This is a genomic window from Shewanella sp. CAL98-MNA-CIBAN-0140, from assembly GCF_040309905.1.
Lineage (GTDB): Bacteria > Pseudomonadota > Gammaproteobacteria > Enterobacterales > Shewanellaceae > Shewanella > Shewanella psychromarinicola.
Genome location: NZ_JBEOPI010000007.1, coordinates 130,913 through 145,259, shown reverse-complemented (window position 1 = coordinate 145,259; position 14,347 = coordinate 130,913). Strand labels below are relative to the sequence as shown.

Here is a 14,347-nt window from a genome sequence, read left to right as displayed (position 1 = left end):
GCCGAAGGCGCTCCCCTGCTAAGGGAGTATGGGCTTTAAATCCCATCGAGGGTTCGAATCCCTCCCTCTCCGCCATTCATTAAGTAAAGTGAGTATTGTTAAAGTGCTGACTATAGCAATATTTATGAATGGCATCTTGTACTGATTTAGCGCGTGTAGCTCAGCTGGATAGAGTACCTGGCTACGAACCAGGCGGTCGGAGGTTCGACTCCTCCCACGCGCACCATAATAAAAAAGCCCTGCATTAATGTGGGGCTTTTTTTTTGTTAATTTTAACAGCCTTTTCTCATTTAACCGTAACCTCTTTATCAAATTAAAGGTGATATTTACATCTTTATTCACTTGTTATCCATATCATAACTAATCATTTATTTTATCAAGGTGTTAAATCAACAAAGTATAAGTATACTTATGATTGAATTATGGTTTTATCAATTTAAAGGTGTTATTGCCAATTCTATTGCAGATTTAGTATTTTTTTGACTTATTTATTGAATTTTATTTAGTCGACATTATTGAATGTTACTTATTTGGTAAGACCAATTTACAAAAAGATAGCATTTTTGTTATAAATTGTTTATATTTCGTGGCAGAATTTGGGTTTACAGCCTCAGTTTGCTGTTTTTACCATGAAATATAACGTCATTGAATAAGCGTAGAGCTTGAATATTTATGCTTTCCTAAATAGTTTAAGTTTTTTATGTTGTCGTTAAGCGGTTGTTGTCTTGGTGCAAGTTTGTGACTTTGCACCGTGACCGCGCATTGGGGACGGTACATAATAGTCAACGCAATTGTTTGATGTTTAACAGACAAAGTGAGAATACATGACATCGATATCAGAGCAGTTATCCGATGCACTAGGCATCATGGTAATGGGCATGGGCTTAGTGTTTATTTTTTTGAGCATCTTAATCATCGCTATTGGCATTATTGCCAAGCTTTTTCCTGCACCAGAAGCGACAGCGACAGCGACAGCTACACCAGTGCCAGCAACACCTTGTGCACCGGGACATACCGGCTTAGATCCTAAGCTGATTGCCGCAATTACCTCAGCGATACATCAATACCGCGCAAAATAAATTTGGAGTCATTATGATCAAGCCATTAGCATTAACCGATGTCGCTCTGCGTGACGCACACCAATCATTACTGGCAACCCGTTTACGTATCGACGATATGCTACCCATCGCGCCGCTATTAGACAAAGTGGGTTTTTGGTCACTCGAGTCATGGGGCGGCGCTACATTTGATTCATGCATTCGTTATTTAGGCGAAGATCCATGGGATCGTATTCGCGAATTGAAAAAAGCCATGCCTAATACACCACAGCAAATGCTGCTTCGAGGCCAAAATCTATTAGGTTATCGCCATTATGCCGATGATGTCGTCACTCGTTTTGTCGAACGGGCGCATGCTAATGGCGTGGATGTTTTTCGTATTTTTGATGCCATGAATGATGTACGTAATTTAGAAACGGCAGTTAAAGCAGTTAAAAATGTCGGTGGTCATGCCCAAGGGACTATTTCTTTTACCACAAGTCCTGTTCATACCATTGATACATGGGTTGATATGGCCAAGCGTCTTGAGGATATGGGCGCCGATTCATTATGCATTAAGGATATGGCCGGTTTACTTAAGCCTATGCAAGCCTATGAGCTTATCAGTCGTTTAAAGTCGCAAACCGACTTAATGATATCTATGCATTGTCATGCGACGACTGGCCTCAGTACTGCGACCTATCAGAAAGCGATTGAAGCGGGCGTAGACGTATTGGATACCGCTATTTCATCGATGAGCCAAACCTATGGTCACAGCGCGACAGAAACATTAGTGGCCATGGTTGAAGATACTGACAGAGCAACCGGTTACGATATGGTGCTGCTCGAAGAGATCGCCGCTTACTTTCGTGAGGTGCGTAAAAAATATGTGCGTTTTGAAGGTACGTTAAAAGGGATAGATTCACGAATTTTACGTGCTCAAGTGCCTGGCGGCATGTTAACCAACATGGAAAGTCAGCTTAAAGAGCAGGGCGCAGCAGACAAAATGGATGCGGTGCTGGACGAAATCCCACGGGTGCGCGAGGACTTAGGTTTTCCTCCGCTGGTAACGCCCACATCGCAAATTGTCGGTTCGCAATCGGTCATTAACGTACTAATGGGCGAGCGTTACAAGTCGATGACCAAAGAAACCGAAGGGGTATTGAAAGGCGAATATGGCGCCACGCCAGCACCTGTGAATGCCGAACTTCAAGCTCGAGTACTTAAAGGTGAACAAGCCATTACCTGTCGTCCGGCAGATTTGATTGCACCTGAATTGGACAAGTTGCGTGCAGAGTTAGCTCAAAAGTCTGCGGAGCAAGGTTTCACCTTAGCAGCTGATGTTGACGATGACGTGATGACTTATGCGCTGTTTAACCAAATTGGTCTACAGTTTCTTAAGAATCGTGGCAACCCCGATGCCTTTGAACCTGTTCCAAGTGCCGATGATCTTCAAGTTAACACCGATAGTGGCCCAGCAACTTATACGGTTAATGTCGAAGGGCAACGTTTTGTGGTGGAAGTGAGTGAAGGTGGTGATATCAGCCATATTGCACCCACCTCAGCCGCGCCGGTTGCTACAACGCCAGCACCAGCGGCCTCAGCCACTACGGGTGAGATTAAGTGCACCATGGCGGCACCCTTATCGGGGAATATTTTTAAAGTGTTAGTCGATAATGGTCATGCAGTCAAAGCCGGTGAAGTGATCATTATCCTTGAAGCGATGAAAATGGAAACTGAAATTCGTGCCCAAGAAGATGGTGTAGTCATTCAGTTAGCGGTTAAGCAGGGTGACAGTGTAACCGTAGGTTCTACATTGTTATCACTAACATAAGAGGTCTAAATGGAAGGATTATTGGCCTTTTGGGGCGAAACGGGTGTCGCCAACTTTAGTGGTGGTCAACTACTGATGATGGCGGTTGGTTGTTTATTGCTATTTTTAGCAATAATTAAAGGTTTTGAACCACTATTATTATTACCCATTGGATTTGGCGCTATATTAGCCAACATCCCAAACGCTGGCTTTACCGATGAAGGTGGTTTGCTGTTCTACGCCTATCATGTAGGGATCGAAACCGGTGTATTCCCATTGCTCATTTTTATGGGGGTAGGTGCATTAACTGACTTTGGGGCATTAATTGCCAACCCTAAAACCTTATTACTTGGTGCTGCGGCACAATTTGGCATTTTTGCGACACTACTGGGTGCTATTGCCTTAAATTGGGTGCCTGGTTTTGAGTTTAGTATGCAAGATGCCGCTGCCATTGCCATTATTGGAGGTGCCGATGGTCCTACAGCGATTTTCTTAGCCTCCAAACTAGCGCCTGAATTGTTAGGTGCCATTGCGGTTGCGGCCTATTCCTACATGGCGCTCGTGCCGTTAATTCAGCCTCCTATCATGAGGCTACTGACCACCAAAGCTGAACGTGAAATCAAAATGGAGCAATTGCGTGAAGTCAGCAAAATGGAAAAAATTATTTTTCCATTGATGGTACTAGGATTAACCATTTTATTTTTACCTGCAGCAACGCCATTAATCGGCATGTTCTGTTTGGGTAATTTAATGCGCGAATCAGGCGTGGTAGACCGTTTATCGAAAACGGCTCAAAATGAGTTAATCAACATTGTGACGATCTTTTTAGGTCTTGCTGTCGGCTCTAAATTATCAGCTGATCAATTTCTGCGTATCGAAACCCTCGGTATTTTAATCCTTGGCGCGGTCGCATTTAGTATTGGTACCGCTTCTGGTGTATTGATGGCTAAATTAATGAGTAAGCTTACTGGGGGGAAAATCAATCCGCTTATTGGTGCTGCAGGTGTTTCTGCTGTGCCAATGGCAGCCCGTGTGGTGAATAAAGTGGGATTGGAGTCTAACAACCAAAACTTCTTGTTAATGCACGCCATGGGCCCTAACGTTGCCGGTGTGTTGGGTAGTGCCGTTGCCGCCGGCGTATTGTTGGCAGTGTTAGGCTAAACGTTATCGATTGAGTTGAAAAGCCAATGCGCCAGCATTGGCTTTTTTGTTTTTATCTCAAAGGTAAAGTAGATACTGCTATTGGATTTATATTGGCATAGTTAACTTTTAATACTGAGCAATCGTGGCGTTATGGTTGTGAAAGAATTGTTTGCCCTAGCATTAGTCTTTATCACATAGGTGTCAAAGATAAACAGCAAGGCGGTATGTTTTACAAACTATATTGGTAAGAAGAAATTGCCCAAACGGTTACTTTTTAAATGCTACTCTTAGCCTGCAAATAAAAACAACAAACCGACTAGGTTACGAATATGTTAAGAGTGCTATCTGTTCATTAAACGCACTATATCAGTTTAAGAAGTGTTCACTGACTCACCCTGAATATTGGTATTTTAGCTTATTTGTATGTCCATCATATTGGGTATCACAAATCGAAAGATAACATATACTAAAGTCCATTTTTAGCAGAAAGCTTATCCGTATACCTCTTTATAGGTATCTAAGTTACCGTTTTTGTTAATAGTTTTATTACCAAGATAACATCAGCCTAAAATACTATTAGTTCGACAGGCCGTTAATTTTACCGGTCAAAAGTCGCAAATTTTGAATTAGCGTCAATATCTAGGCAAACAAGCATCTAAAATGCAGGATAAATCACGGAAATGGATTCGTGAAGCCGCTAAAGTTAATACCAGTTAACTTGATAGTCATATATTTTACGTATATTTAACTTACCGGTAATTTAACTTAACTTAACTCAAAATAACAATTAGGGATGTAAGATGAATAACAAACTGCTTGCTAGTCAAGTTGCAGATAAGGCTTGCCACAATTCTACTGCAGCTAAAAAATGGGCTTTATCAGCATTAACCTGTTCGGTGTTATTGGCCATGGGAAGCGCCAATGCCGCAGACGTCAAAGTTACTTCGGTTGCCGATGCTGTTACTCAAGGTACCGTAAACGCGAATTTAAATTTACGCTATGAATCGGTCGATCAAGAAAATGCATTGAAAGATGCCGATGCATTGACCTTGCGTACCCGCTTAACCTTTGCGACGGCCGAGTATTATGGATTAAGCGCTTTGGTTGAGTTTGAAGACTCTCGCAGTGTGGCTGGGGTAAATGATTACAACGACGCCATTGGCAATAATACTGATTACTCAGTGATTGCAGACCCTGAAACCACTGAATTAGACCAAGCGTTCTTACAATACAAACGCAGTGGCTTTAAAGCCAAAGTGGGTCGCCAAGTGATAGCACTTGATAACATGCGTTTCTTAGGCCATGTCGGCTGGCGTCAAGATCGCCAAACATTCGATGCTGTCACCCTGCAATATGGTATTAATGACTTTAGCATTGATTATGGCTACCTCTACAAACGCAACCGTATTTTTGCTGACATTAAAGACATTGATTCAAAAGATCACATCATCAATGCATCATACAATTTAGGTTTGGGTAAGCTTAGCGCTTATGGCTATTTACTCGAAGAAGATACTAACATTGACAATGGTATTGACACCTATGGTGTTCGCTTTGCTGGTGCCAAAAATCTCGATAAAATTAAACTACTTTATACCCTAGAATATGCCACTCAAGATGCTGACAAGGCAACAACCTCATATTCTGCAGATTATATGCTAGGAGAAATCGGTGTAGGTGTTAGCGGTTTAACCTTTAAAGTAGGTTATGAATTACTCGGTTCTGACAATGGCGAGTACGGTTTTGCGACGCCACTGGCCACTTTGCACGCATTTAATGGTTGGTCAGATCAATTCTTAGCCACACCCAAGCAAGGCTTGGCCGATACTTATGTGTCAGTCGGTGGTAGCTTAGTGGGCGGCAAATGGGCGCTGGTTTATCATGATTTTGAAGCTGACGAGTCAAGTGCCACTGTTAATGATTTAGGTAACGAAGTAGATGCGGTATTTAGTTTACCTATTGATAAACATTATACCGTAGGCGTTAAATACGCCGCTTACTCAGCGGGCGATGCCGGCGCTGGTAAAGTCGATACCGATAAAGTGTGGTTGTGGGCAAACGCTAAATTCTAATCATCAATAAACGATAAGCGTACTATTTTGTAAAAAAGCGAGTATCAATAGATACTCGCTTTTTTATTACTATTTGACGCTATTAGCGCGAAACATCACGAAACGGCTGGTTGTTGCACCGGTGTTTCGTCAGAGTAAAACTGTTCAACATCAAGCTGGCCTTCACTTTTACCTATCACAACCGCGGTCATCATATCGCCAGTGATATTGGTTGCAGTGCGGATCATATCAACAATACGGTCAATGGCTGCGATAAAGGCAATACCTTCAAGTGGTAAACCAATAACGCCTAATGTCACTGTTAACATTACCATCGCGCTACCCGGTACACCCGCGGTTCCGATAGACGCGACCGTTGCGGTGACCGCAATCAACATATAGTCAGTCATATCGAGCGAGATGCCATAAATTTGAGCAATAAAAATGGCCGCAATGGCAGGGTAAATTCCGCCACAACCGTCCATATTCATGGTTGCACCTAATGGCAACACAAAAGCACTGTAACGTTTTGATACTCCCATAGCCTCAGTACAGCGAGTACTTGCTGGCAAGGTTCCAAAACTTGATGCGGTACTAAAGGCGACAATTTGTGCTGGTATGGCTTTGCGGAAAAACTTCAACGGACTAAGACCAGCAGCAAATTTCACTAATCCGCCATAAACAAACACTATGTGTATTAAGGCGGCAATATAAATCGCAAGAATAAACTTACCTAAAGGCAATAACGTGCTTAACCCATACTCGCCCACAACCCATGCCATTAAGCCAAATACACCAATTGGCGTTAGCTTTAACACCATACGTGTTAATTGGAACATCACTTCAGCACCGGCTTCGATGGCATTTTTTAAGGGGGCAGCTTTCTCACCAACAGTATTAATGGCGATACCAACCAAAGCGGCAAAAACGATGATTTGCAATACATTGCCGTCAGCTAAAGAGGCAAATGGATTAACAGGGATCATGTTAAGCAGCACTTGTGCGAAGCCAGGGATATCTCGTTCACGCACTTCAGAAGTGGCTAACGCGAGGTTACCGCCCATGTCCATAAGACTGCCAACCGTTAACCCAATAAATGAAGCTATCGTGCCAGTAAACATAAACATGGCTAAGGTTTTAAAGCTTAAGCGTTTTAAATTACCTTGCGAACCCAGCGACGTAATACTGACCACAATGGCGCAAAATACCAAAGGAGCGACCAGCATTTTAATGGCACTAATGAACAAATCACCAAGCGGTTTTAACATCACGGCTGATTCACCTAAGCCGACACCTGTGAGCGTTCCCAAAACAAAACCAGCAATGACTTTCTGCCAAAAAGGGATGCGATTGAGCGTTTTCAATATCATGAAAGTTCCAAATTATGTCATTATGACGTCACTAAATCTGACTAGACAACGTCGTTGTGCTTGACTCATTACGTTCACTAATGAGTGATTAATTACTAAAAGCTAAACCTTTCGATGGCGATATGGTGCTGTATTGCTGTCTAGCTTGTTGAAGGCGATGGATGGTGTTTATACTCAACCGTTCTCTAATCAACCTGATAAGGTTAATAAATATTAACTGCATTGTATGAACTGAACGAATGACAAACAACGTTATTTTATTATAACTTAGATGAATAACTAACTTTGTTATTATAACTTATATGAATAATTAACTTTGTTATTATAACTTTACGTTTTTTTACTAATCATTAACTGATTAAGCTATAACGGGCCAATGTACCTAAATGGCGTGGCACAAAATGAAGCTTTGAGGTAATGGATGTCGTCACCATCTGATGAAAGTCTGTTGATCTTTGAAGATGATTTTTTGTGGTAGTTTGCGGCAATTTTCTACAGGCAGAGTTAATGAGGCAGAGTTGTTGTAGATGAATAAGTGATAACGCAGTAGAAAAAAACCACTGCTGCTAGCAGTATTTGCCTAAACAGGTGAGTTTATGGGTAAACAAGCGTCTTTGTCGCTAATATTTGCGCCACATCATATTCATCCAAAGTGTTAATCATTTTTTTTGCGAACAAATTGTTGCCCCAAAAGAGCAATCGGCCCTAGCTATCATGTTGTTACGCATTTACTCTGAGCAGATTAACGTTAAGATATCGGCTGAGCAAATTCATCGACAAATAGTGATGTTGTCACTTCGTCAGTATGATGAAAACACTATGAATGGGTTCGTTAAATGAATATGAACACTAGTAAAAAGGGTTATCAATGACCAGTTTGTGGTTGATGTTCAGCGGCGCTTTTTTTGCCGCAACCTTATTGCCTGGCGGCTCTGAAGTGTTACTCGTAGGATTATTGAATCAAACACCATCATCATGGCTTGAATTATTGATACTGGCCAGCATAGGGAATACGCTGGGGGCGATAACCAGCTATGGCCTTGGTCGTGCAGGGCGATTAGCCAAAAACCCACAAGATATTCAACGACGTCAATATCGCTATGCACTGGCATGGATTGAAAAATATGGTCTGTGGGCCTTACTATTGTCTTGGTTACCGATAATCGGTGATTTGTTATGTTTACTGGCTGGGTGGCTGAAAATGCCCATTGTGCCTGCTTCATTGTTGATGTTTATCGGTAAGCTATTACGTTACAGCGTCATCGTATTCTTGGTTATGTATATGGTTGAGTATTGATATTTTGTCATTTCTGCAACTGTGGTTATGTTTGTTGTAATAAGAAAGGAGTCGATTTTGAAACTAAATGTAAATCAATGGATATTCGCTGCAGCTATCAGTGCGGCATTGAGTGGTTGTGCATATGACGCCCACAAATCACCGAGTTTACCCCAAGGCGTGAGCTTAATTGAAACGGCCACTGCGTCCGAAAATCAAGTCAGTATTCCCTATAAAAAATATCAGTTAGCCAATGGCTTAACCGTTATTTTACATCAAGACAAGTCTGATCCTTTAGTTCATGTCGATGTAACCTACCATGTGGGATCGGCGCGTGAATTAGCCGGCCGCAGTGGTTTTGCCCATCTATTTGAACACATGATGTTCCAAGGATCGCAACATGTTGGTGACGAACAGCATTTTAAAGTTGTTACTGAAGCCGGCGGAACATTGAACGGTAGCACCAATACCGACAGAACCAATTACTTTGAAACGGTGCCGAGTAACCAATTAGAAAAAATGCTCTGGTTAGAGTCAGATCGTATGGGCTTTTTCTTACCCGCACTGACGAGCGAAAAATTCGAAGTACAGCGAGAAACCGTTAAAAATGAACGCGCACAGCGGATTGATAACCGTCCATATGGGCGATTGAATGAGCGTTTTAACCAAGCATTTTATCCTGCGGGGCATCCGTACTCTTGGCCTGTTATTGGCTGGCCAGACGATTTAAATCGCGCCACTGTTGATGACGTGAAGCATTTCTTCCAACGTTGGTATGGGCCTAACAATGCCACCTTAACCATTGGCGGTGACTTTAATGAAATGCACACGCTGGCGTGGGTAAATAAGTATTTTGGTGAAATCCCAGCAGGACCTGCGGTTAAGCCTGAAGCTAAAACCATGGTGACATTGGATAAAACTCGTTATATCTCAATGGAAGACAAAGTACATTTGCCGCTGATTTATATTGGTTTCCCAACGGTTTACGTGCAGCACAAAGATGAAGCGCCATTAGATCTACTGGCCAATATTCTCGGTGGCGGCAAAACCTCGCTCATTTATAAAAACTTAGTTAAAGATGGCTATGCGGTACAAGCTGCGGTGAGCCATCCTTGCCAAGAGCTCACCTGCCAGCTATCACTCTACGCAGTGGCGAACCCCGCTAAAGGCGGCAGTCTTGCTGAACTTGAAATCAAAATTAATCAAACCATCGCTGAGTTTGAACAACGCGGTGTTACCGACGACGACTTACAGAAAGTCAAAGTGCAGTTCGAAGCGTCGACTATTTTTGGCATGCAAAGCGTGGCCGGAAAAGTATCAACACTTGCCTCCAATCAAACCTTTTTTGGCAAACCGGACATGGTGGCATCAGATTTAGCCCGTTATGCCAATGTGACCCAAGCCGATGTGATGCGTGTGTTTAATACCTACATTAAAAACAAGCCAATGGTAGTGATGAGTGTGGTGCCAGAAGGGCAAACGCAATTGATTGCCCATGCTGATAATTTCGAGCCAAGTACCTTGCCAATAGCACAAGATGCGGTAACGGGATTAACCGATATTACCTTGGCTAAATCCTCATTTGATCGTAATAAAATGCCGTCGTCTGCGGCAGCACCGTTATTGACCGTGCCACAATTGTGGGACAGTCAACTCGCCAATGGCATTAACGTCATGGGCACCGAAAGTGATGAAACCCCAACGGTCGAATTGCTTATTTATTTAGATGGCGGTCATCGCTTAGCACCCATCAATAAGGCGGGTCTGGCCGAGTTAACTGCGTCCATGCTTAATGAGTCAAGTGCGCAACGCAGCAGTGAAGCACTGGCTGGCGCGCTTGATCTGCTGGGTTCGTCAATTAGCTTTGGCGCGAGTAATTCACAGAGTTACATTAAAGTATCAAGTTTGACCGAAAATCTTGATGCCACGCTTGCCATCGTTAAAGAGCGCTTATTTAGCCCAGGTTTTGTGGCGGCAGATTTTGAAAGACTGAAGCAGCAGCAGTTGCAAGGCTTGCAACATCAAATGTCCGATGCGAACTATCTTGCTCGCAGTGGCTTTTCAAAATTGCTATACGGTGCCGATAGCCCAATGGGGATCAGCAGTGATGGCACCATAACCTCAATATCGGCATTAACACTGGCTGATGTGAAGCAATTTTATCAGCAGCAATATCGTGCCGGTAATGCTCAAATGGTGGTGGTGTCAGACTTAAATCAGCAACAGATCATGCCAAAATTGTCGATGTTTAATGAATGGCAAGGCGAGGCGACTCAGGTTGCCGCATTACCTGCACTGCCAACACACCATAAAAACACCATTTATTTGATTGATAAACCGGGAGCCGCTCAGTCGGTCATTGATATTGGCCAAGTGTCGTTACCTTACGACACAACGGGCGATTACTTTAAGGCTTATTTGATGAACTATCCATTAGGGGGAGCATTTAACAGCCGTATCAATCTTAATCTACGTGAAGATAAAGGCTACACTTATGGCGCTCGCACTCAATTTAGTGGTGCTGAAGATTCGGGTCAGTTTATTGCCAATGCCAGCGTCAGAAGCGATGTGACCGGCTTAGCGTTGGCTGAGTTTGTCAACGAAATTAACGCTTACCAAGCATCAGGTATGACCGACGAAGAAAGTGCCTTTATGCGCAGTTCGATTGCGCAAAGCCAAGCGTTAGAATACGAAACTCCGTATCAAAAAGCCGGTTTTTTAAGGATGATCCAGCGCTATCAGTTAGATAGAAACTTTACCGCTCAGCAAGATGAAATTGTTAAAACCATTTCGACGGATGAGTTAAATAAACTTGCCAGTAAATTATTAGATATCAATACGATGGTGATGTTAGTTGTCGGTGATAAATCCATCGTTGAACCTCAACTAAAAGCGCTGGGGTATCAGATTGAAATGGTGACACTTGTCGACTAGTTGAACACTTGTTACTACGAAGGTTAACACTAGCCTTGAAATACGCTAGTGTTAACCATATATACAGGACATATACGCTTCGCTGCTAGGTTCTAGGCGGACTGCGTCCTACTAGGGTCTAGGAATAGAGCGCCTGCGGCTGCTAGGACAACCTGCGGTCTTCGAGGACGCTACGCTTCTAGAATCTAGGACCTAAAACCTAGCACCTAGAAGGAGCGAAGCACCGCCCTCTGGCGAGCTTGCGAGTTCCTAGAACCTATCAGTCGCGAAGCGACGCACTCGGTAAGGCGTCACCATTGTCTTCAATCACTGCCCTGTTCTGTTATCCTACGGGAGTACTGAAACGAGCATGTTGAAGTGACTTGGGTATATAATAGGTTGAGCTAATTGGTGTGCTTTAATCGTCATATCATTTTGTGTCGGTTATCCGCTAAATAAAAGATAATGTTTAAGGCTCCATCAAGGGTGACAGAGAGTGTTGCCATTTTTAATTTAAGACCTATAAACAAGTTGATTTATACTTAGTTACATTTTTTTCGCGTATCACTAATCATCTCGTTTATCATCAGGTCTAGCTGTTTACTCGCAATGCGAATCCATAAAAGAGAGTAGTAAATTGAAGTCTTTCAATGAAAAAGTCGAACACTTAAGCGACACTCAAGGCCGTGAGTCTTTATTGGGCATGTTACGTGGAATTGAGCGTGAAGCATTGCGTATTGATGAAAATGGTCATTTAGCACAAGATGAACATCCAAAATCGCTCGGTTCTGCGCTGACGCATTCGCGTATTACTACCGATTATAGCGAGTCCCTATTAGAATTTATTACGCCAGTTTGTCATAGCATTGATGAATTATTAGAGGGGTTAACCCAAACACATGCTTACAGTGTGCGTAACTTAAACGGTCAAAAACTCTGGCCTGTTAGCATGCCATGCTATGTAGGTAAAGTAAGCGATATCCCTGTAGCACGTTATGGAACCTCCAATAACGGTAAAATGAAAACCTTATATCGTAAAGGATTAACCCATCGTTATGGTGCGTTAATGCAGATTATTTCCGGGGTTCATTTTAATTTCTCTGTTTCGCAAGATTTATGGCAACGTCTATATGACGACAAAATTGCTAACGGCAATGGCAGCGCTTGTTGTAGCAAAAGTATTAATTTTGAAGACTTCATTTCTGAATCTTATTTTGGACTGATCCGTAATTACCGCCGTTTAGTATGGGTATTACCGTATTTATTTGGCTCAACACCGGCATTATGTAGCTCATTTATAAAAGATCAAGACGTCGATTTTGAGTTTGAAAAAACCGGTAAAGGCACCTTATATCTTCCTTATGCAACATCATTGCGCATGAGTGATTTAGGTTATACCAACAAAGAACAAGATACGCTCAATATTAGCTATAACTCATTGCCTGATTATCTTGAGGGCGTGGGCGCCGCAATTAAAATGCCATCGAAACAGTTTGAGCAAATTGGTGTCAATGTTGATGGTGAATTTCGTCAGTTAAACAGTAATATTTTGCAGATTGAAAATGAGTTTTATGCACCTATTCGCGCTAAACGTGTTGCCCAAAAAGGTGAAAAACCTTCGCAGGCGCTATCGCGTGCAGGCGTTGAGTATATTGAAGTGCGCGCTTTAGATGTCAATCCATTTAGCCCGGTTGGGATCGATGCCACTCAAGTGCGTTTTCTGGATCTATTTTTATTGTACTGCTTATTGTCGCCATCTGAAGACACCGACGCGGTCGGTGAAGCTGAAATTGGTGCTAATCTGAAAGCCGTTGTATTAGAAGGGCGCAAGCCTGGACTTGAATTACAGCGTAATGCTAAGGCCATTAGCTTAACGCAATGGATGCACGAGCTATTTGAACAGTTAGCGACTCTCGCGAAATTACTCGATGGTGATGATAGCCATGCTTACCAAGACGCGTTAAGCACATGGGCTGAAGCGATTGATGATCCTGATAAAACGTTATCAGGCAAGGTGATGCAAGAGGTCGTTGTTAAGGGCACAGATCACAGTGTGTGGGTTAAGCAATTGGCCGATGATTATCATCAGTTTTTAAGTCATTACCCATTAAGCCATGATATTGAGCAAACCTATAAAAATGAGGCCAAACTCTCTTTACTTGAACAGCAAAGTCTAGAGGCTCAATCACAAGATAATTTTACCACTTTCTTAGAAAACTATTTTTGTGATGTGGTTCCTGCGGGCACTTTCGAGGCGAAATAATCATGCAGTTTTTTTCATCTTGGCGAGTGCTGGTTGTCGCGGTAGCGGCATTAGCCCTAAATGGCTGTGCTTCATCGCCAGATGAAATGGTTCAATGTGGCACAGTATCGAGCTACTTAGCGCCCGACAACAGTGCCAATTTATACCGTGTAGTGGTGACTCACTTAGATGATGTTGCGGTTATTTCAAGACCCAATTATTTATTATCGCCAGGCGAGCATAAGTTTACTGTTGCTGAATTGATCAACTCACCTGAATTAAAAGTGTTATTGTCGGCTCGTAAGGTGAAAGTATTTTCGGTCAATGTTGCAGCCGATCAGCGTTATCATATTGGCGCCAAATTCAATACCGACAAAATCTATATAGGCCAAAATTCATTGTATTGGCAGCCTGTTGTATGGCAAACAGAATCGCATCAATGTGAAATGAAACGGTAATACCAATTCCATTAATTATGTGCTCAATCAGAGCCACTCAGTTT

At 42.6% G+C, this 14,347-nt stretch carries 9 protein-coding genes and 1 tRNA gene; 9 read left to right on the top strand and 1 reads right to left on the bottom strand.

The features are described from left to right. Positions 1–149: 149 nt before the first annotated feature. The 5 genes from AAEY93_RS05765 (at position 150) to AAEY93_RS05745 (ending at position 6,065) form a co-directional block, all read left to right on the top strand. Positions 150–226, top strand: a tRNA-Arg gene (locus AAEY93_RS05765). Positions 227–824: 598 nt separating this feature from the next. Continuing rightward, positions 825–1,079, top strand: a complete 255-nt coding sequence (locus tag AAEY93_RS05760; protein ID WP_351075379.1) for an OadG family transporter subunit — start codon at positions 825–827, stop codon at positions 1,077–1,079. 13 nt (positions 1,080–1,092) lie between these two features. Further along, positions 1,093–2,871 (top strand): sodium-extruding oxaloacetate decarboxylase subunit alpha, encoded by a 1,779-nt coding sequence (gene oadA / locus AAEY93_RS05755; RefSeq protein WP_124012030.1) that lies wholly within the window; start codon positions 1,093–1,095, stop codon positions 2,869–2,871. Positions 2,872–2,880: 9 nt separating this feature from the next. Continuing rightward, positions 2,881–4,011, top strand: coding sequence for a sodium ion-translocating decarboxylase subunit beta (locus AAEY93_RS05750; RefSeq protein WP_101032447.1), 1,131 nt, complete (start codon positions 2,881–2,883; stop codon positions 4,009–4,011). 890 nt (positions 4,012–4,901) lie between these two features. Further along, positions 4,902–6,065: an alginate export family protein gene (locus tag AAEY93_RS05745; RefSeq protein ID WP_233768671.1), complete on the top strand. Its 1,164-nt coding sequence runs from the start codon at positions 4,902–4,904 to the stop codon at positions 6,063–6,065. Between the two features lie 95 nt (positions 6,066–6,160). Here the strand turns inward: AAEY93_RS05745 and AAEY93_RS05740 are convergent, their stop codons facing one another. Beyond that, on the bottom strand, positions 6,161–7,414 hold the full coding sequence (locus AAEY93_RS05740) for a dicarboxylate/amino acid:cation symporter (RefSeq protein WP_101032445.1): 1,254 nt from the start codon (positions 7,412–7,414) through the stop codon (positions 6,161–6,163). 868 nt (positions 7,415–8,282) lie between these two features. Between AAEY93_RS05740 and AAEY93_RS05735 the strand changes: the two genes are divergently transcribed. The 4 genes from AAEY93_RS05735 to AAEY93_RS05720 all read left to right on the top strand — a co-directional run bounded on the left by AAEY93_RS05735 (position 8,283) and on the right by AAEY93_RS05720 (position 14,303). Continuing rightward, the gene (locus AAEY93_RS05735) at positions 8,283–8,711 is read left to right on the top strand and encodes a YqaA family protein (protein WP_101032444.1); all 429 of its coding nucleotides are present in this window, start codon (positions 8,283–8,285) and stop codon (positions 8,709–8,711) included. Positions 8,712–8,768: 57 nt separating this feature from the next. Next, complete coding sequence (locus AAEY93_RS05730) at positions 8,769–11,624, top strand: M16 family metallopeptidase (protein WP_502959551.1); 2,856 nt, start codon at positions 8,769–8,771, stop codon at positions 11,622–11,624. Positions 11,625–12,222: 598 nt separating this feature from the next. Further along, entirely contained in the window at positions 12,223–13,866 is a 1,644-nt protein-coding gene (gene gshA / locus AAEY93_RS05725) for a glutamate--cysteine ligase (protein WP_351075391.1), read from the top strand. A 2-nt stretch (positions 13,867–13,868) separates the two neighbouring features. After that, a complete protein-coding gene (locus AAEY93_RS05720; protein ID WP_101032441.1) occupies positions 13,869–14,303 on the top strand; it encodes a hypothetical protein in 435 nt (144 codons plus the stop codon). The last annotated feature ends 44 nt before the right edge of the window (positions 14,304–14,347 follow it).

What these genes read in the sequence shown, in the direction of transcription:
- AAEY93_RS05720 (WP_101032441.1), top strand. Translation starts at nt 13,869, where the DNA reads ATGCAGTTTTTTTCATCTTGGCGAGTGCTGGTTGTCGCGGTAGCGGCA.
- AAEY93_RS05750 (WP_101032447.1), top strand. Translation starts at nt 2,881, where the DNA reads ATGGAAGGATTATTGGCCTTTTGGGGCGAAACGGGTGTCGCCAACTTT.
- AAEY93_RS05745 (WP_233768671.1), top strand. Translation starts at nt 4,902, where the DNA reads ATGGGAAGCGCCAATGCCGCAGACGTCAAAGTTACTTCGGTTGCCGAT.
- oadA (WP_124012030.1), top strand. Translation starts at nt 1,093, where the DNA reads ATGATCAAGCCATTAGCATTAACCGATGTCGCTCTGCGTGACGCACAC.
- AAEY93_RS05740 (WP_101032445.1), bottom strand. Translation starts at nt 7,414, where the DNA reads ATGATATTGAAAACGCTCAATCGCATCCCTTTTTGGCAGAAAGTCATT.
- AAEY93_RS05760 (WP_351075379.1), top strand. Translation starts at nt 825, where the DNA reads ATGACATCGATATCAGAGCAGTTATCCGATGCACTAGGCATCATGGTA.
- AAEY93_RS05735 (WP_101032444.1), top strand. Translation starts at nt 8,283, where the DNA reads ATGACCAGTTTGTGGTTGATGTTCAGCGGCGCTTTTTTTGCCGCAACC.